This is a genomic window from Streptomyces sp. NPDC031479, assembly GCF_055581065.1.
The window spans coordinates 83,380-103,017 of the sequence record NZ_JBVIKC010000024.1; the positions used below are offsets into that span (position 1 = coordinate 83,380).

Annotated in this window: 13 protein-coding genes; 10 read left to right on the forward strand and 3 right to left on the reverse strand. The window is 71.8% G+C overall.

The window, feature by feature from the left end:
* Positions 1-158 precede the first annotated feature (158 nt).
* From ACZ5D2_RS24930 to ACZ5D2_RS24950, 5 genes are read left to right on the forward strand one after another with little or no spacing between them, the layout of a single operon-like run.
* Complete coding sequence (locus tag ACZ5D2_RS24930) at positions 159-1,433, forward strand: extracellular solute-binding protein (protein ID WP_266838704.1); 1,275 nt, start codon at positions 159-161, stop codon at positions 1,431-1,433.
* An 8-nt stretch (positions 1,434-1,441) separates the two neighbouring features.
* On the forward strand, positions 1,442-2,482 hold the full coding sequence (locus ACZ5D2_RS24935; protein ID WP_266838703.1) for a carbohydrate ABC transporter permease: 1,041 nt from the start codon (positions 1,442-1,444) through the stop codon (positions 2,480-2,482).
* Entirely contained in the window at positions 2,479-3,384 is a 906-nt protein-coding gene (locus tag ACZ5D2_RS24940) for a sugar ABC transporter permease (RefSeq protein ID WP_371678804.1), read from the forward strand. Before ACZ5D2_RS24935 ends, ACZ5D2_RS24940 begins: the two co-directional genes overlap by 4 nt.
* 49 nt (positions 3,385-3,433) lie before the next feature.
* Positions 3,434-5,038, forward strand: coding sequence for a glycoside hydrolase family 13 protein (locus ACZ5D2_RS24945; protein WP_371678805.1), 1,605 nt, complete (start codon positions 3,434-3,436; stop codon positions 5,036-5,038).
* Positions 5,026-6,045, forward strand: a complete 1,020-nt coding sequence (locus tag ACZ5D2_RS24950; RefSeq protein WP_371678806.1) for a LacI family DNA-binding transcriptional regulator — start codon at positions 5,026-5,028, stop codon at positions 6,043-6,045. The genes ACZ5D2_RS24945 and ACZ5D2_RS24950 overlap by 13 nt, the downstream gene beginning before the upstream one ends.
* A gap of 586 nt (positions 6,046-6,631) precedes the next feature.
* Here the strand turns inward: ACZ5D2_RS24950 and ACZ5D2_RS24955 are convergent.
* On the reverse strand, positions 6,632-7,870 hold the full coding sequence (locus ACZ5D2_RS24955; RefSeq protein WP_468932098.1) for a helix-turn-helix domain-containing protein: 1,239 nt from the start codon (positions 7,868-7,870) through the stop codon (positions 6,632-6,634).
* Entirely contained in the window at positions 7,867-8,187 is a 321-nt protein-coding gene (locus ACZ5D2_RS24960) for a putative quinol monooxygenase (RefSeq protein ID WP_468932101.1), read from the reverse strand. The genes ACZ5D2_RS24955 and ACZ5D2_RS24960 overlap by 4 nt, the downstream gene beginning before the upstream one ends.
* A 421-nt stretch (positions 8,188-8,608) precedes the next feature.
* Here ACZ5D2_RS24960 and ACZ5D2_RS24965 point away from each other — a divergent pair, with 421 nt between their 5' ends.
* Entirely contained in the window at positions 8,609-8,845 is a 237-nt protein-coding gene (locus ACZ5D2_RS24965; RefSeq protein ID WP_468932104.1) for a hypothetical protein, read from the forward strand.
* A 22-nt stretch (positions 8,846-8,867) separates the two neighbouring features.
* Here ACZ5D2_RS24965 and ACZ5D2_RS24970 read toward each other — a convergent pair whose 3' ends face one another.
* Positions 8,868-10,331: an alpha/beta fold hydrolase gene (locus tag ACZ5D2_RS24970; RefSeq protein ID WP_371678810.1), complete on the reverse strand. Its 1,464-nt coding sequence runs from the start codon at positions 10,329-10,331 to the stop codon at positions 8,868-8,870.
* A gap of 137 nt (positions 10,332-10,468) precedes the next feature.
* On the opposite strand from ACZ5D2_RS24970, the gene ACZ5D2_RS24975 reads away from it, so the two are divergent.
* From ACZ5D2_RS24975 to pulA, 4 genes are all read left to right on the forward strand, one after another.
* Positions 10,469-11,683 (forward strand): sensor histidine kinase, encoded by a 1,215-nt coding sequence (locus ACZ5D2_RS24975; protein WP_468932107.1) that lies wholly within the window; start codon positions 10,469-10,471, stop codon positions 11,681-11,683.
* The gene (locus tag ACZ5D2_RS24980; RefSeq protein WP_371678812.1) at positions 11,680-12,360 is read left to right on the forward strand and encodes a response regulator transcription factor; all 681 of its coding nucleotides are present in this window, start codon (positions 11,680-11,682) and stop codon (positions 12,358-12,360) included. The genes ACZ5D2_RS24975 and ACZ5D2_RS24980 overlap by 4 nt, the downstream gene beginning before the upstream one ends.
* Positions 12,361-12,540: 180 nt before the next feature.
* Positions 12,541-14,202: a carbohydrate-binding module family 20 domain-containing protein gene (locus tag ACZ5D2_RS24985; protein WP_468932133.1), complete on the forward strand. Its 1,662-nt coding sequence runs from the start codon at positions 12,541-12,543 to the stop codon at positions 14,200-14,202.
* A gap of 44 nt (positions 14,203-14,246) precedes the next feature.
* Positions 14,247-19,604: a pullulanase-type alpha-1,6-glucosidase gene (pulA, locus tag ACZ5D2_RS24990; RefSeq protein WP_468932111.1), complete on the forward strand. Its 5,358-nt coding sequence runs from the start codon at positions 14,247-14,249 to the stop codon at positions 19,602-19,604.
* Positions 19,605-19,638 lie beyond the last annotated feature (34 nt).

Consider the following 19,638-nt stretch of genomic DNA (forward strand, 5'->3'; position numbering starts at 1 on the left):
TAACAGCAAGCTGCGGCAACCGTAGGGACACACGGATGTAACGATCAGCTCGTCTTGCAGAAATTTGCCGCAAGGTCTTTCGGTCGGCTTTCAGGCTTGTTACGTTCTCGGCAACTCGGGACCGCGAGGGCGCGGCCGGGATCATCGAAGGAGTTCATATGCGGCGTGGCATAGCGGCCACCGCGCTGGTCGCGACCCTGGCGCTCGCGGCGACGGCTTGCGGCGGTGACACCAAGGGCGACGGTGGCGACACGAAGGCCGGCGGCGAGCTCTCCGGCACGGTCACCTGGTGGGACACCTCGAACGACGCCGAGAAGGCGAGCTTCCAGAAGATCGCCGAAGCCTTCACGGCGAAGCACCCCAAGGTGACCGTCAAGTACGTCAACGTGCCCTACGGCGACGCCCAGAACAAGGTCAAGAACGCCTTCAGCAGCGGCTCCGAAGCCCCTGACGTGATCCGCGCCGACGTCGGCTGGGTCGCCGACTTCGCCTCGCTCGGCTACCTCGACGAGGTCCCGGCCGACACCGCGAAGAAGGTCGACGCCGAGTTCCTGTCGCAGGCCGCCGCCAGCGGCAAGTACGAGGGCAAGACCTACGCCGTCCCGCAGGTCATCGACACCCTCGGCCTCTTCTACAACAAGAAGATGCTCGCCGACGCCGGCGTCCAGCCCCCCAAGACCCTGGAGGAGCTGAAGACCGCCGCCGCCGCGATCAAGGCCAAGACCGGCAAGACCGGCCTCTACCTGCGCGGCGACGACTCCTACTGGTTCCTGCCCTTCATCTACGGCGAGGGCGGCGACCTGGTCGACGCCAAGTCCAAGACGGTCACCGTCGACAACGCCGCGGGCGTCAAGGCCTTCAAGGCCGCCCGCGACCTGGTCACCTCGGGCGCGGCGGTCACCAACGCCACCGACGGCTGGACCAACATGCAGACCGCCTTCAAGTCCGGGGAGGTCGCCATGATGATCAACGGCCCCTGGGCCGTCGCCGACAGCTACGCGGGCGACCAGTTCAAGGACAAGGCCAACCTCGGCGTCGCCCCCGTCCCCGCGGGCTCCGCCAAGGCCGGCGCCCCGCAGGGCGGCCACGACCTCGCCGTCTACGCCGGGTCGAAGAACACCGCCGCCGCGCACGCCTTCGTCGAGTACATGACCTCGCAGGAGGTCCAGGTGCAGTCCGCCAAGGAGCTCAGCCTGCTCCCGACGCGCACGGCCGCCTACGAGCAGCCCGACGTCAAGGCCAGCGAGATGGTCCAGTTCTTCAAGCCCGCCGTGGACAAGGCCGTCGAGCGCGCCTGGATCCCGGAGAACGGCTCCCTCTTCGAGCCGCTGAAGGTCGAGTACACCAAGGCGGTCACCGGGGCCTCCAGCCCCGAGGACGCGGCCAAGGCGGCCGGCGTCGAGTTCCGCAAGATCCTCAAGGGCTGGAAGTAGCGAGGACGATGGCTGCCGACACCAGCCAGTCGGTGGCGAAGGCCGCGGGCGCGGACGCCGGGGAGAACTCCGGCGCCGCCCGCGGCCCCAGCCGCGCGACTGCCAACGGAAATCCCCGGCCCGGCCGCGGCCTCGGCCGCGCCCTCGCCACGCACTGGTACGCCTGGGCCATGGTCGCCCCGGTGGTGCTCGTCCTCGGCGTGATCATCGGGTGGCCGCTCGTCCGGGGCGTCTACCTGTCGCTCACCGACGCCAACGAGCGCAACGTCTCCCGCACCATCGGCGTGCGCCACATCGAGGCGACGTACGAGTTCGTCGGGCTCGACAACTACACGGCCGTGCTCGGTGACCCGGTCTTCTGGCAGCGGCTGGTGTGGACGGTGCTGTGGACCGTCGCCTGCGTCTCCATCACCTTCGTCCTGGGCCTCGCCCTGGCCACCATGCTCAACCGGCAGTTCCGGGGGCGTGCCGCCTACCGGATGGCCCTCATCCTGCCCTGGGCCGTCCCCGGCTTCGTCTCCGTCTTCGCCTGGCGGTTCCTCTTCAACCGCGACAACGGCATCCTCAACAAGGTCCTCGACGGCGGCGGCATCTCCGCCGTGCCGTGGCTCGACGACCCCACCTGGGCCAAGTTCTCCGTCATCGCCGTCAACGTCTGGCTCGGCGTCCCCTTCATGATGGTCGCCCTGCTCGGCGGCCTGCAGTCCATCCCCGGCGAGCTCTACGAGGCCGCCGAGATGGACGGCGCCCGGCCCTGGCAGCGGTTCCGGCACATCACCCTGCCCGGACTGCGCGCCGTCAGCATGACCGTGATCCTGCTCTCCACCATCTGGACCTTCAACATGTTCCCGGTGATCTTCCTGCTGACGCGGGGCGGTCCCGGCGACTCCACCGAGATCCTGGTGACCCAGGCCTTCCGCGAGGCCTTCATCGCGAGCCCCCGCGACTTCGCCGGCTCCGCGACCTGGGGCGTCCTCATCCTCGCCCTGCTCATGATCTTCGCGCTGGTCTACCGGCGCTCGCTGCGCAAGCAGGGAGAGGTGTGGTGACCGTGACCACCGCCGACCAGACCGCCCGCGAGAAGACCGCCCGCGACGAGGGTGCCCGCGGCAAGACCGCCCGTGCCCGCGGCAGCCGCTCCCCGCTCGCCTCCGTCGGCCTGCACGCCACGCTCCTCGTCGCGTCCGTCGTGGCCGTGTTCCCGGTGCTGTGGATCCTGCTGACCTCGCTCAAGCCCGCGAAGTACGCGATCACCACGGACTTCGTGAAGGAACCCAACCTCGGCAACTACCGCTACCTGCTGGAGGACAGCCACTTCCTGGCCTGGTTCGGCAACTCCGTCCTGGTCGCCGGCGTCACCACCGTCCTCGGCGTGTTCATCGCCGCCACCACCGGATACGCCGTCAGCCGCTTCAAGTTCCCGGGCATGAAGCCCCTGATGTGGACGCTGCTCATCACGCAGATGTTCCCGATGGCCATCCTCATCGTCCCGCTCTACAACCTCATGGGCGACCTCGGGCTGCTCAACCAGCCCCTCGGCCTGATCATCACCTACCTCACCATCGCCGTGCCGTTCTGCGCGTGGATGATGAAGGGCTTCTTCGACACCATCCCGGTCGAGATCGACGAATCCGGCCGGGTCGACGGACTCAACCCCTTCGGCACCTTCTGGCGCCTGATCCTGCCGCTCGCCAAGCCCGGCCTCGCCGTCACCGGCTTCTACGCCTTCATCACGGCCTGGGGCGAGGTCGCCTACGCCTCCGCCTTCATGGTCGGCGACGAGAACCTCACCCTCGCCGGCGGACTCCAGACCTTCGTCACCCAGTACACCTCCAACTGGGGTGCCATGAGCGCGGCCTCCGTACTCATCGCCATCCCGGCGGCGATCTTCTTCCTCTTCGCCCAGCGTCACCTCGTCGCCGGGATGACAGCGGGCGCCACCAAGGGCTGACCACCCGCGCCCGCCCCCGCATCACCGGCCCGATCTCTCCAAGGACGACATGACCCAGCACCTCGCCGAAACGCTCTCCACCTCCAGCGGCACCCTGCCCGGCTGGTGGAGAGAAGCGGTGATCTACCAGGTCTATCCGCGCAGCTTCGCCGACTCCAACGGGGACGGCATGGGGGACCTCGAAGGCATCCGCACCCGCCTGCCCTACCTCAAGGAACTCGGCGTCGACGCCGTCTGGCTGAGCCCCTTCTACGCCTCCCCGCAGGCCGACGCCGGCTACGACGTCGCCGACTACCGGGCCATCGACCCCATGTTCGGCAGCCTGCACGACGCGGACGCCGTGATCCGCGAGGCCCACGCGCTCGGGCTGCGCATCATCGTCGACCTCGTCCCCAACCACTGCTCCGACCAGCACGAATGGTTCAAGCAGGCCCTCCGTGAAGGCCCCGGCAGCCCGCTGCGCGAACGCTTCCACTTCCGCCCCGGCCAGGGCGAGAACGGCGAGCTGCCGCCCAACGACTGGGAATCCCTCTTCGGCGGACCCTCCTGGACCCGCGTCGCCGACGGCGAGTGGTACCTGCACCTCTTCGCCTCGGAACAGCCCGACTTCAACTGGGAACACCCGGCCGTCCAGGACGAGTTCCGCTCCATCCTGCGGTTCTGGCTCGACCTCGGCACCGACGGCTTCCGCATCGACGTCGCCCACGGCCTCGTCAAGGCCCCCGGCCTGCCCGACCTCGGCCGCAACGAACAGCTCAAGCTGCTCGGCAACCAGGTCCTGCCCTTCTTCGACCAGGACGGCGTCCACGAGATCTACCGCTCCTGGCGGACCGTCCTCGACGAATACGCCGGGGACCGCATAGGCGTCGCCGAGGCCTGGACCCCCAGCGCCGAGCGCACCGCGCTCTACCTGCGGCCCGACGAGCTCCACCAGGCCTTCAACTTCCACTACCTGAACACCGGCTGGGACGCGGACGCGCTGCGCGCCGCCATCGACGACTCCCTCGACGCGATGCGGCCCGTCGGCGCCCCCACCACGTGGGTGCTGTCCAACCACGACGTGGTGCGGCACGTGACCCGCTACGGCGGCGGGGAGCAGGGCCTCGCCCGCGCGCGGGCGGCGGCGCTGCTGATGCTGGCCCTGCCCGGGTCGGCGTACGTCTACCAGGGCGAGGAACTGGGCCTGCCCGAGGTCACCGACCTGCCCGACGAGGTCCGCCAGGACCCGTCCTTCTTCAAGGAGAACGGCCAGGAAGGCCTGCGCGACGGCTGCCGCGTACCGATCCCGTGGTCGGGCGCCGAGGCCCCGTACGGCTTCGGCGACGGCGGCAGCTGGCTGCCCCAGCCCGCCGCGTGGGCGGGGCTGAGCGTCGAGGCGCAGACCGGCGACCCGGCGTCGACGCTGGAGCTCTACCGGACGGCGCTGCGCATCCGCCGCGAGCGGCCGGAACTGGGCGCGGGCGACGCCGTGGAGTGGCTGCCCGCCCCCGCCGGGGTGCTGGCCTTCCGGCGCGGCGGCTTCGTCTGCACCGTCAACACCACGGGCGAACCCGTACGGATGCCCGCGCCCGGGACGGTGCTGCTCGCCAGCACGGCCCCGGCCGGGGACGCGGACCTGCTCCCGGCCGACAGCGCGGTGTGGTGGCTGGGGTGACCTCCCCGCTCCGGCTGACGGACATCGCCGCGCAGGCCGAGGTCAGCGAGGCGACGGTCAGCCGTGTGCTCAACGGCAAGGCGGGCGTGGCGGCCGGCACCCGGCACCGGGTGCTGGCCGCGCTCGACCTGCTCGGCTACGAGCGGCCCGTACGGCTGAAACGGCGCAGCAACGGGCTGGTGGGCCTGCTCATCCCCGAGCTGACCAACCCGATCTTCCCGGCGTTCGCCCAGGTCATAGAGCAGGCGCTGGCCGGGCACGGTTACACGCCGGTGCTCTGCACGCAGACCCCGGGCGGGGCCACCGAGGACGAGCTGGTGGAGCAGCTGGAGGAACGCGGGGTCACCGGCATCGTGTTCCTGTCCGGGCTGCACGCGGACGCGTCGGCCGACCCCGCGCGCTACCAGCGGCTGGCGGCGCGCGGGGTCCCGTTCGTCCTGATCAACGGCTTCAACGAGGCCATCAGCGCCCCCTTCGTCTCCCCGGACGACCGGGCGGCCGCCGACATGGCCGTGCGGCACCTGGAGGAGCTGGGCCACCGCCGCATCGGCCTCGCGATCGGGCCGACGCGCTACGTCCCCTCCGCCCGCAAGGAGCAGGGCTTCCTCGCGGCGGTGCCGGGGGCGGCGGCCGAGGGGCTGGTCCAGCGCACCCTGTTCACGGTCGAGGGCGGCCACGCGGCGGGCGGCGCCCTGCTGGACCGGGGCTGTACGGGGGTGGTCTGCGCGAGCGACATGATGGCCCTCGGCGTCATCCGCGCGGCCCGCGAACGGGGGCTGCGGGTCCCGCAGGACGTCTCGGTGGTCGGCTTCGACGACTCCCCGCTCATCGCCTTCACGGACCCGCCCCTGACCACGGTCCGCCAGCCGGTCCGCGCGATGGCCACGGCGGCGGTCGGCGCCCTCCTGGAAGCGGTGGCCGGCACCCCGGTCCAGCGCACGGAGTACGTCTTCCAGCCGGAACTGGTGGTACGCGGCTCCACGGGCCCGGGGCCGGAGGGGGGCTGAGGGGGCTGGGGGGGGGCTCCGGCGCGGGCTCGCCATCGCCCCCTCGACCCCCTGGGACGGGTCGGGGCCTGCCCACCCGCCCCCGGGTGCGGGTCGGGGCTTCGGGGGGCGGGGCCTTACCCGGCCCGGATCAAGGAGGGTTTGGGGGTTTCCCGTCAGTCTCATCGTCCTTCCGCGTCGGGCCGGGCTGTCAAGGGCGCTCCTTCGTCGCGTCACTTCGCGATGGCCTTCGGCCACCCTTGACAGCCCGTCCCGCCACGGAATGCCAAAGACTGCCGGGAAACCCCCAAAAGAACGGTTACCGGGGAAGTGAGGGAGGGGCGAGTGTCCCAGAGATGTGCGAGCGGTCTCCGCCCAGTCCCGTATTCCGGCCCCGAATAGCCATCGGTCTTTGGCCCGGGGCGCGCCAGACCACCCGACACGCTCCCTCCATCACGCGAGCGCGGCCTTTCGGGGGGCCTGACGGGTCGCTGCAGGAGCGTGAGGACGACGAAGCCGTCGTCAGAGTCCGGCAAAGCGCCCGTCGACCTTCAGGCGCGCGCCCGAGCGCCGATCGACGCTCTGGGCGGCTTGAAGCGTGAACCCCTCAACCGAGGCTGTCTGTGCGCTCGGCCAACGCGCGGAGTTCGTCCGATGCGGCCCGACCCGCGACGAGCAGGAGGTCCCTCACGACCGCACGCGACTCCGCATGCGTATGGATCATCTCGGGTGCCAGTTCCTCGGCACGCAGCAGACAGTCCAGGGAGTCGGCGTACTGACGGCGCTGGGCGTGCGCTCGCCCCAGGTCCATCAAAAGGCGTGCCTGCCGCTCCGAGGACAGCCCATCCGTGCGGAGTTCCTTGGCGATGTCGAGCGCTTCCCCGGCGTCGCCGAGGTCGACTGCGGTCGAGACGGCCTGGACCTCCACGTTCGTGGGGCCGAATTCGAGATTGAAGTCGTTGCGATCTTCGCCCAGTTGTCGGCCGACGCTGCGGGCCGCATCGATCTGCTGCCGGGCGGACGACCTCTCGCCCGAGCGGGCGTGCACGAGTGCCAGCATCAGGTGCAGTGAACCCAGCAGGGAAAGGTGTTGAGGATGGGGCTCGTTGGCCTCCACGTGGCGCTGAAGGACGCCTATCGCGGTGGCGGCGGCATGTTCGGCCTGGGCGAGGTGGTTCAGGCGAACGAAGGCGTGGCACAGCCGGTAGGTGCCGGCGAACACACCCAGTGGATCACCTGACAGCTCTGCTGCGCGGATCGCCCGGTCCGCCGCGATCCACGCGGCATCTGCCTCGCTCTGGCGGACGAAAGCTGCCGAGAGGGCTTGGTACGTCCGGGCCAGCAGGTCATGCAGTTCGGGTTCGTGTTCGGTCGGCGCCGTTCGGCAGGCCCGTTCCAACCTGGTAACCAGCGGGCCGATCGACGCGCTCAGTTCGGCGAACCGGCCGCTGTGCGTGAGTTCCCAGATCCTGTCCACCGACGATCGGAGGTCGGGGAGGGTGTCGGGATCGAAGCCTTGGTGCGGCTTCAGGAGAACATCGAGGGCGGGGTGCCCGGTGAGCACCAGGCGGGCCTGATCAAGGTCGTTCGTTCCCGGCTCGGGCGCCGGCCCGGCCTCGGGCGGCGGTGGGGCGTCGGGTTGGAGGACCTGGAGCGGCACGCCGAGGCCGTCAGCGAGGAGACGCAGCACATCCAGGCGGTTCACGGGCTGGATGCCCCGCTCGACCTGGGAAAGCCAGCTCGCCGTGCGGCCGATGGCCGCGGCGAGTTCCCCCTGCGTCTGGCCGTTCTGTTTGCGCAGATCGGCCACTCGCGCGCCGAAGGCGCGCCGCTCCTCGGAACTCACTGTTGTGCTGCCACCTTCCCGGCGATCGCGTTGAGGAACGCGACCTCGACACCGGCAAGATACTGCTCCCGCTCGGCGAGGAAGTGCTTCGTGTGCGGCTGCGCCTCATGGGCGTCGAACGCGGCGCGATCCGCGTACAGCTCGTAGAACACGCGCACCAAGGGCTCGCCCTCCGGTACGTGCACCACGTAGGTCAGCGTTCCCGGTTCGGTGGTCTTGATGCCCTCCAGGGTGATCGCGCACAGCTCGTCGAACGCCATCGCGGCTTCCTGGTCGCGCAGCGAGAAGCGCACCACCAGGCCGAATCCATCGCTCATACGTGCTCCTTTCGAGTCGCAGACAGTCTCGCAGGCGCACAGGTCTTCTGCGAGTAGCAGAAATTCTTGACTCACAGAAATGCTGCGAGTAATTTCGTAGTCATGCTGTTACTCGATGTGATCGGGCGCTTCCCCTCCACTCACCTCCGACTGATTTTGCAGTCCCGTATCGACAGGAGTCTCACCATGTTCTGTGCCTCGGCCCCCTCGGGGTCGGCGTGATGACGGCGGAACCCGCCAGGTGGCATGAAGAGCCCGTGGTGCTGCCCGTGAGGGGCGGTCGCCCCGTGCCCCGGCCGGTAGCGGGGTGCCCGGAGTGCGAGCGGTTGGCGGTCCTGCGGAAGGCCGCCGTGCAGGAGAGGGACGAATCCGTGGTCGTCGACTGCAACGTGCTCCTGAGGATGCACGGGACGGGGCACTGATGGACATGCAGACGTGGCGGGACGGGTGGGTGCGGGCCGCCGACGCGGCCGAGGCCGTACGGACTTCCCTGGCCGCGCTCGGGGTTTCCGAAGACGCGTGGCGCGGCCTCCGTCCCCTGGTCACGGAGGCCGGTGGGCCGTTGGTCGATCTCGGCACCGTCCGGGCAGAGGCGGCGGAGCGGCTCGCCGAGGCGCTGCGGGCCGTGATGACCACCGACGTCGACACGTACCCGTAGGGTGCCGGCGGCCTCGGTCGGGTCAGGGCTTCCGGGGCGGGGCCGGTGCCGGGGTGGGAGGGGTTTCGCAGGTCAGGTCGTGGGGCGGGAGGGTGCCCGTGGTCAGGTAGGTGGTGAGCGCGCGGGTCGCGCAGGGGTTGGTGCCGTTGACGATGTGGCCCTCGCCCCCGGCGACGGTGACCATCCGGGAGCCGTGCAGGGCGCGGTGCATGGCGAGTGCGCCGGGCAGGGGGGTGCTGGGGTCCCACTCGTTCTGCAGGATCAGGGCGCCGGCCTCGTTGTCCACCGTCGTCGGGGGTTCGCTGCCCTGCCCCCAGAAGGCGCACGGCTTGATGTTGGACGCGAAGTCGCCGTAGAGGGGATGGCGGGCCTTGTCGCGGACCGCGTCGAGGCGGTACCGCTCCGGATCGTGCGGCCACGTGCGGCTGTCGCCGCACAGGACGGCCCAGGCGCTCGCCGTGTCGTTGTCCGGGGGGACCTCCCGGGTGGCGGTGGCCGCTGTCGAGGGGGCCGCCGCCTTCAGGGCGGCGATCCATTCGGCCGCCTTCTCGACGTGGGCGAACCTGGCGTGCTGCGCGCGGATGCCATCGCCGGTGAGGGGTGTGCCGGCGGAGTCGACGGGCTCGCGGTCGGCCCGCGCGACCAGGTCCCAGAAGGTCCTGCGGACCTCGGCGGGCGTGCTGCCCAGGCCGTACGTCGTGTGCCGCAGGGCGGTCCATTCGCTCCAGCGGGCGAAGGCGGCGTCGGCCCCCTCGGCCATCCCCTGGAACATGCCCTGCCAGACCCGTGTGGGGTCGGCCGCGCTGTCCAGCACGAACCGGTCGGTGCGTCGGGGGAACATCTGTGTGTAGACGGCGCCGAGGTAGGTGCCGTAGGAGAACCCGAGGTAGGAGATCTTCCGCTCGCCGAGCGCGGCCCGGACGGCGTCCATGTCGCGTGCGGTGTTGCGGGTGGTGAGGTGGCGGAGGGTGTCGCCCGCCTTCGCCCGGCACTTGTCGGCCACCGTACGGGCCCACTCCACGTCCTTCGCGAACGTCTCGGCCCGGTACGGGCGTTCGTGGTCCTGCTCGTCCGCGGTCAGACCGCAGCCGACGGGAGAGCTCCGCCCGACGCCCCTCGGGTCGAAGCCGATGAGGTCGTAGCGGCTCCGCACTTCCTCGGAGAGGTCCACCGCCGGGTCGACGGGCAGGTCCAGGCCCGGTCCGCCGGGGCCGCCGGGGTTGAGCAGGAGGACGCCCCGGCGTTCCTCCGGGTGGCTCGCCCTCAGGCGGGACACCGCGATGTCGATCTTCCTGCCGCCGGGATCGGCGTAGTCCAACGGCACCGTGAGCGTCGCGCACTGCAGGGCCGCGGGGGCCGGCGCGCCGCAGCGCTGCCACCGGAGCGGTGCCGGGGCGGAGGAGGCGGCCGCGGGGGTGAGCGTGGAGAGGAAGGCCGCCGCTGCGATGCCTGCCGCGAGGAGGGGTGTTGTTCGTCCGGTTCGCATGAGGGGTCTCCTGGTCTGCGGGGTGGACGCCGATCCTGGCCCGCCGGGCGGCGGGTGCGCATCGCGGCAACGCGGGAGGAGGAGTTCCCCCGATCGGGGGAGGCCGGTGGGGAACTGGCTGGCCATACTGGCGGATCATGATCAAAGCAATCCGGCCGCTGCTGCGCGGCTCCACGTACACGGGTGCGCTCTTCGCCTACGGCGGCCTGCTGTCGGGCCTTGCGCTCCCGCCCCTCATCGCCGTCACCTGGGCGCTGGCTCCGGGGCCGGTGGGGACCGCCCTGGCCCTGGTGGTCTGGGCCGCGCTGATCGGCGCGGCGGGGCTGGCCCGCACCACGCGGCGGGTGCTGATCGTGGGCGCCCGCAGGCTGCTGGGGGTCCCGTTGCCGGATCCGGTGGCCGCGGACGCGGGCCGTCCCGACCGCTGGCGGACCCCGCTCTGGGTGCTGCTGCACGTGGCGCTGGGGTGGACGGGGGCGCTGGTGAGCGGGGTGCTGCTGTTCGCCGGGCTGACCCTTCCGGTGGGCTGGTTCCGCGCGGAGGCGGGGCTGAGCCTGTTCGGCCGGACGGTACGCGTGGCGGGCGGCGGCTGGGGAAGCTGGGCGACGGCGTTCCTGTGCCTGCTGCTGGCGGCGGCCGGGTGCGCGGCGGTGACCGGTGCCCTGCGGTGGCTGGCGCCGAGGCTGCTGGGGCCGTCGGCGGCCGAGAGGCTCGCGCTGGCGGCCGAGCGGGAACTGCGGCTGGCCGAACGCAACCGACTGGCCCGGGAGTTGCACGATTCGATCGGTCACACGCTGACCGCCACCACCATCCAGGCGGCGGTCGCGGGCGAGGTGATGTCCGCCGACCCTGCGGCGGCGCGGGCCGCCCTGCGCAGCATCGAGGAGTCGGCGCGGGCCGCGCTGGAGGACCTGGACCACGTACTGGGCGTGCTGCGCGAGGAGGAGGCGCAGACGGCGCCGACCCGGACCCTCGCCGACCTGCCCGAGCTCCTGGACCGGTTGCGGCACGCGGGCGCGGTGGTGGAGCCGGACCTGTCCGGCGATCTGGCGGGGGTGCGCGGGGCGCTCTCCCGGGCGGCGTACCGGATCCTGCAGGAGGCCCTGACCAACGCGTTGCGGCACGGGGCGGGCGGGCCGGTGGAGGTCCGGGTGGCGCTCACGCCGGCCGCGCTGGAGATCGGCGTGGTCAACCGGACCGGGCCGGCCCGGGGCTCCTTCCCCACGTCGGGGCACGGTCTGCCCGGCCTGACCGAGCGCGTACGGCTGTTGCACGGTGAGATGGAGGCGGGCCCGGACGGTCCGGGGCAGTGGAGGCTGGCGGTCCGGCTGCCGGTCCGGGCGGCGGCGTGAGCGGCGCCGACGGGAGTCCGGCCCCCGTCACCCTCCTGATCGCCGACGACGACGAGGTGACCCGCAGCGGTCTGTGCACGCTGCTCGCGGCACAGCCGGGGATCGCGGTGGCCGGGGAGGCCGCCGACGGGGTCGAGGCGGTCGAACGGGCCCGGCTCCTGCGGCCCGACGTGGTCCTGATGGACGTGCGGATGCCGCGCCGCAACGGGATCGAGGCCACCCGGCTGCTGCTGGCCGGGCCGGAGGAACCGCCGAAGGTCGTGGTGATCACCACCTTCGAGAACGACGGCTACGTCACCGCCGCGCTCGGCGCCGGGGCCAGCGGGTTCGTCCTCAAGCGGCTCCCGGTCCGGCAGATCGCCGAAGCGGTAAGGGTGGTCGCCGCGGGCGAGGCGGTCCTCTTCCCGGCGGCGCTGGGCCGGATGGTCGCCGCGCGCCCGCGCGGCTCCGCCGAGGCGTTGCCGAAGGCGGCGCTGACGGTCCGTGAGGAAGGGGTGCTGCGGCTGATGGCGACCGGCCTGTCCAACCCGGAGATCGCCCAGTCGCTCACGGTGAGCCTGGAGACGGTGAAGACGCACGTCGGGAACGTGCTCACCAAGCTCGGCGCGCAGAACCGGACCCACGCGGTCGTGATCGCGTACGAGTCCGGTCTGGTGGTGCCGGGGTTCGCCGGCTGACGGGCAGGGTCGGGGGAGCGGACCCGGAAACAATTCTGCAATCTCTTGCGCAAGCTCTTGCAACACGCCTGGGCGGCCCCTACGGTCAGCGGCAATCCCCCACCTCTCCGCCAGGAGGCCCCCGTGCCCCGCACCGCAAGAGCCCGCAGAGCCCACAGAGCCCGCAGGGTTCCCAGGAGCCTGGTCGCCGCAGTCGCGCTCACCGCCGCCACCCTCACCGTCCAGGCCCCGCAGGCGCAGGCGGCGCCGCCCGGCGGGAAGGACGTCACCGCCGTGCTGTTCGAGTGGCGGTTCGACTCCGTCGCCGCCGCCTGCACCAGCACCCTCGGGCCCGCCGGGTACGGGTACGTCCAGGTGTCGCCGCCCCAGGAGCACATCCAGGGGCCCCAGTGGTGGACCTCGTACCAGCCCGTCAGCTACAAGATCGCCGGACGGCTCGGGGACCGGGCCGCCTTCCAGCGGATGGTCGGCGCCTGCCACGCCGCCGGCGTGAAGGTGGTCGCGGACTCCGTCATCAACCACATGGCCGCCAACGACGGCGTGGGTACCGGCGGTTCCCCGTACACGAAGTACGACTACCCCGGCCTCTACTCCGGCGCAGACATGGACGACTGCCGGGCGACGATCTCCGACTACCAGAACCGCGCCAACGTCCAGAACTGCGAGCTGGTACAGCTCGCGGACCTCGACACCGGCGAGGAGTACGTGCGCGGGCGGATCGCCGGGTACCTCAACGACCTGCTCTCCCTGGGCGTGGACGGCTTCCGGATCGATGCCGCCAAGCACATGCCGGCCGCCGACCTCGCCGCCATCAAGTCCCGGCTGACCAACCCGGGTGCCTACTGGAAGCAGGAAGCGATATACGGGGCCGGGGAAGCCGTCCAGCCCACCGAGTACCTGGGCAACGGGGACGTGCAGGAGTTCCGCTACGCCCGTGACCTCAAGCGGGTGTTCCAGAGCGAGAACCTCGCCTACCTGAAGAACTTCGGGGAGGCCTGGGGCTACATGCCGGGCGGCCAGGCCGGGGTCTTCGTCGACAACCACGACACCGAGCGCGGCGGCGACACCCTCAACTACAAGAACGGGTCCGACTACACCCTCGCCAACGTCTTCATGCTGGCCTGGCCCTACGGCTCGCCCGACGTCCACTCCGGCTACGAGTGGACCGACAAGGACGCCGGACCCCCCAACGGCGGCACCGTGAACTCCTGTTACACCGACGGATGGAAGTGCCAGCACGCCTGGCGGGAGATCTCCTCCATGGTCGCCTTCCGCAACGCCGCCCGGGGCCAGGCCGTCACCGACTGGTGGGACAACGGCGGCGACCAGATCGCCTTCGGCCGCGGCGCCAGGGCCTACGTGGCGATCAACCACGAGACGGCCCCCCTCACCCGCACCTTCCAGACCTCCCTCCCCGCCGGCTCCTACTGCGACGTGCAGAGCGGCCGTCCGGTGAGCGTGGACTCCGGCGGCCGGTTCACCGCCACCCTAGGCGCGGGCACCGCCCTCGCCCTGCACGTGGACGCCCGTAGCTGCGCGGCCGCCCCGGCCGCCGGCGCCTCGTTCGCCGTCAACGCCACCACCGTGCCCGGCCAGGACGTCTACGTCACCGGCGACCGTCCCGAGCTCGGCAACTGGAACACCGGGGCCGCCCTCAGGCTCTCCTCCGCCGCCTACCCCGTCTGGAAGCTCGACGCGGCCCTCCCCGCCGGGACCGCCTTCGCCTACAAGTACGTCCGCAAGGACGCCGCCGGGAACGTCACCTGGGAGAGCGGCGCCAACCGTGCCGCCACCGTCCCGGCCAACGGCACGGTCACGCTGACCGACACCTGGCGCAACTGACCCGCCACCCGGCCCACCCCGCCCCGTACCCGAGGAGACCCGCCTTGATACGCCCCGCCGCAGGAGCGCTCGCCGCCGCGCTGGCCGTGACGCTCCTGCCCGCCCTCCCCGCGACGGCGGTCGCCGCCGACCGGGCGCCGGCCCCGCCCCCGGACGCGAAACTGGCCGCCGAGCCGGCCCGGCACGACCTCACCCGCGAGCAGTTCTACTTCGTGCTCCCGGACCGCTTCGCGAACGGCGACCCGCGCAACGACCGGGGCGGCCTGACCGGCAGCCGTTCACAGACCGGCCTGGACCCCACGGACAAGGGCTTCTACCAGGGCGGGGACCTCAAGGGACTCACCGACCGGCTCGACTACATCAAGGGGCTCGGCACCACCGCGATCTGGATGGCGCCGATCTTCAAGAACCAGCCCGTCCAGGGCACCGGCAAGGACGAGTCCGCCGGCTACCACGGCTACTGGATCACAGACTTCACCCAGGTCGACCCGCACTTCGGCACCAACGCCGATCTGACGCGGCTCATCGACACGGCGCACCGCAAGGGGATGAAGGTCTTCTTCGACGTCATCACCAACCACACCGCCGACGTCGTCGACTACCGGGAGGGCTCCCACGACTACCTGTCGAAGGGGGCCTTCCCGTACCTGACGAAGGACGGGGTGCCCTTCGACGACTCCACCGCGTCCGCCGCGGGAGGGGCCGGAAAGGACTTCCCCAAGACCGGCCCCGGCACCTTCGCCCGCACCCCCTTCGTGCCCGAGGCGAAGAAGAACCTCAAGGTGCCCGCCTGGCTCAACGACCCGGCGATGTACCACAACCGGGGCGACTCCACCTTCGCCGGGGAATCCTCCGGCCAGGGCGACTTCTCCGGTCTCGACGACCTGTGGACCGAGCGCCCCGAGGTCGTCAGCGGGATGGAGAAGATCTACGAGAAGTGGGTCCAGGACTTCGCCGTCGACGGCTTCCGCATCGACACCGTCAAGCACGTCGACACCCCCTTCTGGACGCAGTGGGCCACCGCCCTCGACGCGTACGCCGCCCGGCACGGCCGGAAGAACTTCTTCATGTTCGGCGAGGTCTACTCCGCCGACACCGCCGTCACCTCCCCGTACGTGACGCGGGGGCGCCTCGACGCCACGCTCGACTTCCCGCTCCAGGACGCGATCCGCGCGTACGCCTCCCAGGGCGCGGCGGCCCCCCGGCTGGGCTCCGTACTGGCCGACGACTACCGGTACACCACGGACAAGGCGAACGCGTACGAGCAGGTCACCTTCCTCGGCAACCACGACATGGGCCGCTTCGGGACCTTCCTGAAGCAGGACCGGCCGGGGGCCGGGGAGCAGGAACTGCTGGACCGCTACCGGCTCGCCAACGAGCTGATGTTCCTCTCCCGGGGCAATCCGGTGGTCTACTCCGGAGACGAGCAGGGCTTCACCGGCTCCGGCGGTGACAAGGACGCCCGCCAGCCGCTGTTCGCCACCCGCATCGCCGACTACCTCGACGACGACCAGCTCGGGACGGCGCGCACCCACGCGAGCGACGCCTACGATCCGGGACACCCGCTCTACCGGCAGATCAGCGCTCTCTCGAAGCTGACGAAGGACCACCCGGCCCTGCGGGACGGCGTCCAGAGCGAACGCCTCTCCGACGGTTCCGTCTACGCCTTCGCCCGCACCGACACCCGCAGCCGTACCGAGTACCTGGTCGCCGCCAACAACGGCGCCGAGGCCCGGACCGTCGAGCTCGACGCCCCGGCCGGGGCCGAGTACCGCACCCTGTACGGCGGCACCGCCCTGATCCGCGCCTCCGCGGCCGGCAAGCTCACCGTCACCGTCCCCGCCCTCGGCTCGGTGGTCCTCCAGGGCGCCGCCCCCCTCGCGCCCCCCGCCACCAAGCCCGCGCTGACCCTCAAGGCCCCGGCCGCCGGCGCCGCAGGCACCGTCGAACTGTCCGCCGACGTCACCGGCGGCGGCCTGAACCGCGTCGTCTTCGCGGCCCAGACCGGCACCGGCCCCTGGCAGGTCCTCGGCTCCGCCGACCACGCCCCGTACAAGGTCACCCAGCACATCACGGCCCCGGTGGGTACCGCCCTGCGCTACAAGGCCGTCGTGGTCGACGCCTCCGGCCGCACCGCGAGCGCCCTCGCCGGATCCGTCTCCGGCCAGGTCCCGCCCGCCCCGGTCCCCACCGCCACCCAGCGCGACTACGCCGTCGTCCACTACAACCGCCCCGACGGCGACTACACGAACTGGCGGCTCTACGCGTGGGGCGACCTCGCCGACGGCGAGGCCACGACCTGGCCCGAAGGCCACGCCTTCACCGGCCGCGACGCCTACGGCGCCTTCGCGTACGTCCGGCTCAAGCCCGGTGCCTCCTCCGTCGGCTACCTCGTCATCGACAAGGACGGCACCAAGGACGTCGCCGCCGACCGGACGGTCGACCTGACCAAGACCGGGGAGATCTGGCTCGAACAGGGCAAGGAAGCCGTCCGCACCGACCGCCCCGCCTACCCGCCGCAGGACCGGACCAAGGCCGTCCTGCACTACCAGCGCCCCGACGGCGCATACGACGGCTGGGGCCTGCACGTGTGGACCGGCGCCGCCACCCCCACCGACTGGTCCAAGCCGCTGCTCCCCACCCGCACCGACTCCTACGGCGCCGTCTACGAGGTCCCCCTCGCCCCCGGCGCCACCAGCCTGAGCTACATCCTCCACAAGGGCGACGAGAAGGACCTCCCCACCGACCAGTCCCTCGACCTCAAGGCCACCGGCCACGAGGTGTGGATGCTGGGCGGCCGCGCCCCCTACCTGCTCCCGCAGCCCGCCGGATCGGCCGCCGCCCTCGACCTCACCAAGGCCGAAGCCGTCTGGATCGACCGCGACACCCTCGCCTGGAACGCCCCCGCGGCCGCCGCCTCCACCCAGCTCCTCGCCTCCCCGCAGGGCCGGATCACCACGGACGGCGGCGTCCTCCACGAGGGCGGCGCCGCATGGCTGCGGCTGACCCGGACCGAGCTCACCCCCGCCCAGAAGCAGAAGTTCCCGCACCTCGCCCCGTACACCGCCTTCACCGTCGACCCCCGCGACCGCGGCCGGGTCCGCGAAGCCCTGCGCGGACAGCTCGTCGCGAGCGCCCGCGCCGCGAACGGAGCCGTCCTCGCCGCCACCGGCGTCCAGCTCGCCGGCGTGCTCGACGACCTCTACAGCACCGACGCCCCCCTCGGCCCCGTCTTCAAGGACGGCCGCCCCACCCTCTCCGTCTGGGCCCCCACCGCCCGGCAGGTCTCCCTCGAACTCGACGGCCGCACCGTCCCCATGCGCCGCGACGACACCACCGGTGTCTGGTCGGTGCGCGGCGAACGCTCCTGGACCGGCAAGCCCTACCGCTACGCCGTCACCGTCTGGGCGCCCAGCACCCGCCAGATCGTGCGCAACCTGGTCACCGACCCCTACTCCACCGCCCTGACCACCGACTCCACGTACAGCCTGGCCGTCGACCTGGCCGACCCGAAGCTCGCCCCGCCCGGCTGGCGCGATCTGCGCAAGCCCGCACCGGTGCCCTTCAACAGCGCGCAGATCCAGGAGCTCCACATCCGCGACTTCTCCATCGCGGACGCCACCAGCAAGCACCCCGGCCAGTACCTGGCCTTCACCGACACCGACTCCGCCGGCATGCGCCACCTGCGCGAACTGGCCGCCTCCGGCACCTCGTACGTCCACCTGCTGCCGGCGTTCGACTTCGGCACCGTCCCCGAGGACCCCAAGGACCGCACCGCACCCGCGTGCGACCTGAAGGTCTACGCCCCCGACTCCGAGTCCCAGCAGGCCTGCGTGGCCGCCGCCGCCGCGAAGGACGGCTTCAACTGGGGCTACGACCCGCTGCACTACACCGTCCCCGAGGGCTCGTACGCGAGCGATCCCAACGGCACCGCCCGCACCGTCGAGTTCCGCAGGATGGTCCAGGCCCTGGGCGGGGCGGGTCTGCGCACCGTGATGGACGTGGTCTACAACCACACCGTCGCCTCCGGGCAGTCCGACAAGTCCGTGCTCGACCGCATCGTGCCCGGCTACTACCAGCGCCTCCTTGCCGACGGCAGCGTCGCCAGCTCCACCTGCTGCTCCAACACCGCCCCCGAGAACGCCATGATGGGCCGCCTCGTCGTCGACTCCGTCGTCACCTGGGCCAGGCAGTACAAGGTCGACGGCTTCCGCTTCGACCTGATGGGCCACCACCCGAAGGCGAACATCCTGGCCGTCCGCAAGGCCCTCGACGAGCTCACCCCCGCCAAGGACGGGGTCGACGGGAAGAAGATCGTCCTCTACGGGGAGGGCTGGAACTTCGGAGAGGTCGCCGACGACGCCCGCTTCGTCCAGGCCACCCAGAAGAACATGGCCGGCACCGGCATCGCCACCTTCTCCGACCGCGCCCGCGACGCCGTGCGCGGGGGCGGCCCCTTCGACGAGGACCCGCGCGTCCAGGGCTTCGCGTCCGGACTGTTCACCGCCCCCAACGGGTCCCCGGCGAACGGCACCCCGGCCGAACAGCGCGCCCGCCTCCTGCACGACCAGGACCTGATCAAGATCGGGCTCTCCGGCAACCTGGCCCCGTACGTCTTCACGGACTCCGCCGGCCGCCGCGTCAAGGGCTCCGACGTGGACTACAACGGCGCCCCCGCCGGCTACGCGGCCGCCCCCGGCGACGCCCTCGCCTACGTGGACGCCCACGACAACGAATCCCTCTTCGACGCGCTGGCCTACAAGCTCCCGGCGGGGACGTCCACCGCCGACCGGGCCCGCGCACAGGTCCTCGCCATGGCCACGGCCGCCCTCTCCCAGGGCCCGGCGCTCTCCCAGGCCGGCAGCGACCTGCTCCGCTCGAAGTCCCTGGACCGCAACTCCTTCGACAGCGGAGACTGGTTCAACGCCATCCACTGGGACTGCCGCGCCGGCAACGGCTTCGGCCGCGGCCTGCCGCCCGCCGCCGACAACCGCGCCAAGTGGCCCTACGCGAAACCCCTGCTCACCGCGGCCGTCCCCGGCTGCGCCGACACCGACGGGGCCTCGGCCGCCTACCGCGACCTGCTGCGCGTACGGACGACGGAACCGGCCTTCGCCCTGACCACGGCCGCCGCCGTCCAGGAGCGGCTGGGCTTCCCGCTGTCGGGCCCCGAGGAGACCCCGGGCGTGATCACGATGACCCTCGGCGACCTCGTCGTGGTCTTCAACGCCACCCCGGACGCGCAGACCCAGCGCGTCCCGGCCCTCGCCGGGACCCGCTACGCGCTGCACCCGCTCCAGGCGGGCGGCTCGGACCCGGTGGTGAAGCGTTCCGGGTACGACGCGGGGACGGGAGCGTTCACCGCCCCGGCGCGTACGGTCGCCGTCTTCAAGAGGGCCTGACCGCAGGGCGGGACGGGACGGTGCCGGCCGCGGT

Coding starts and splice junctions, on each gene's coding strand:
- ACZ5D2_RS24945 (WP_371678805.1), top strand. CDS start 3,434: ATGACCCAGCACCTCGCCGAAACGCTCTCCACCTCCAGCGGCACCCTG.
- ACZ5D2_RS24970 (WP_371678810.1), bottom strand. CDS start 10,331: ATGCGAACCGGACGAACAACACCCCTCCTCGCGGCAGGCATCGCAGCG.
- ACZ5D2_RS24960 (WP_468932101.1), bottom strand. CDS start 8,187: ATGAGCGATGGATTCGGCCTGGTGGTGCGCTTCTCGCTGCGCGACCAG.
- ACZ5D2_RS24935 (WP_266838703.1), top strand. CDS start 1,442: ATGGCTGCCGACACCAGCCAGTCGGTGGCGAAGGCCGCGGGCGCGGAC.
- ACZ5D2_RS24965 (WP_468932104.1), top strand. CDS start 8,609: ATGGACATGCAGACGTGGCGGGACGGGTGGGTGCGGGCCGCCGACGCG.
- ACZ5D2_RS24975 (WP_468932107.1), top strand. CDS start 10,469: ATGATCAAAGCAATCCGGCCGCTGCTGCGCGGCTCCACGTACACGGGT.
- ACZ5D2_RS24930 (WP_266838704.1), top strand. CDS start 159: ATGCGGCGTGGCATAGCGGCCACCGCGCTGGTCGCGACCCTGGCGCTC.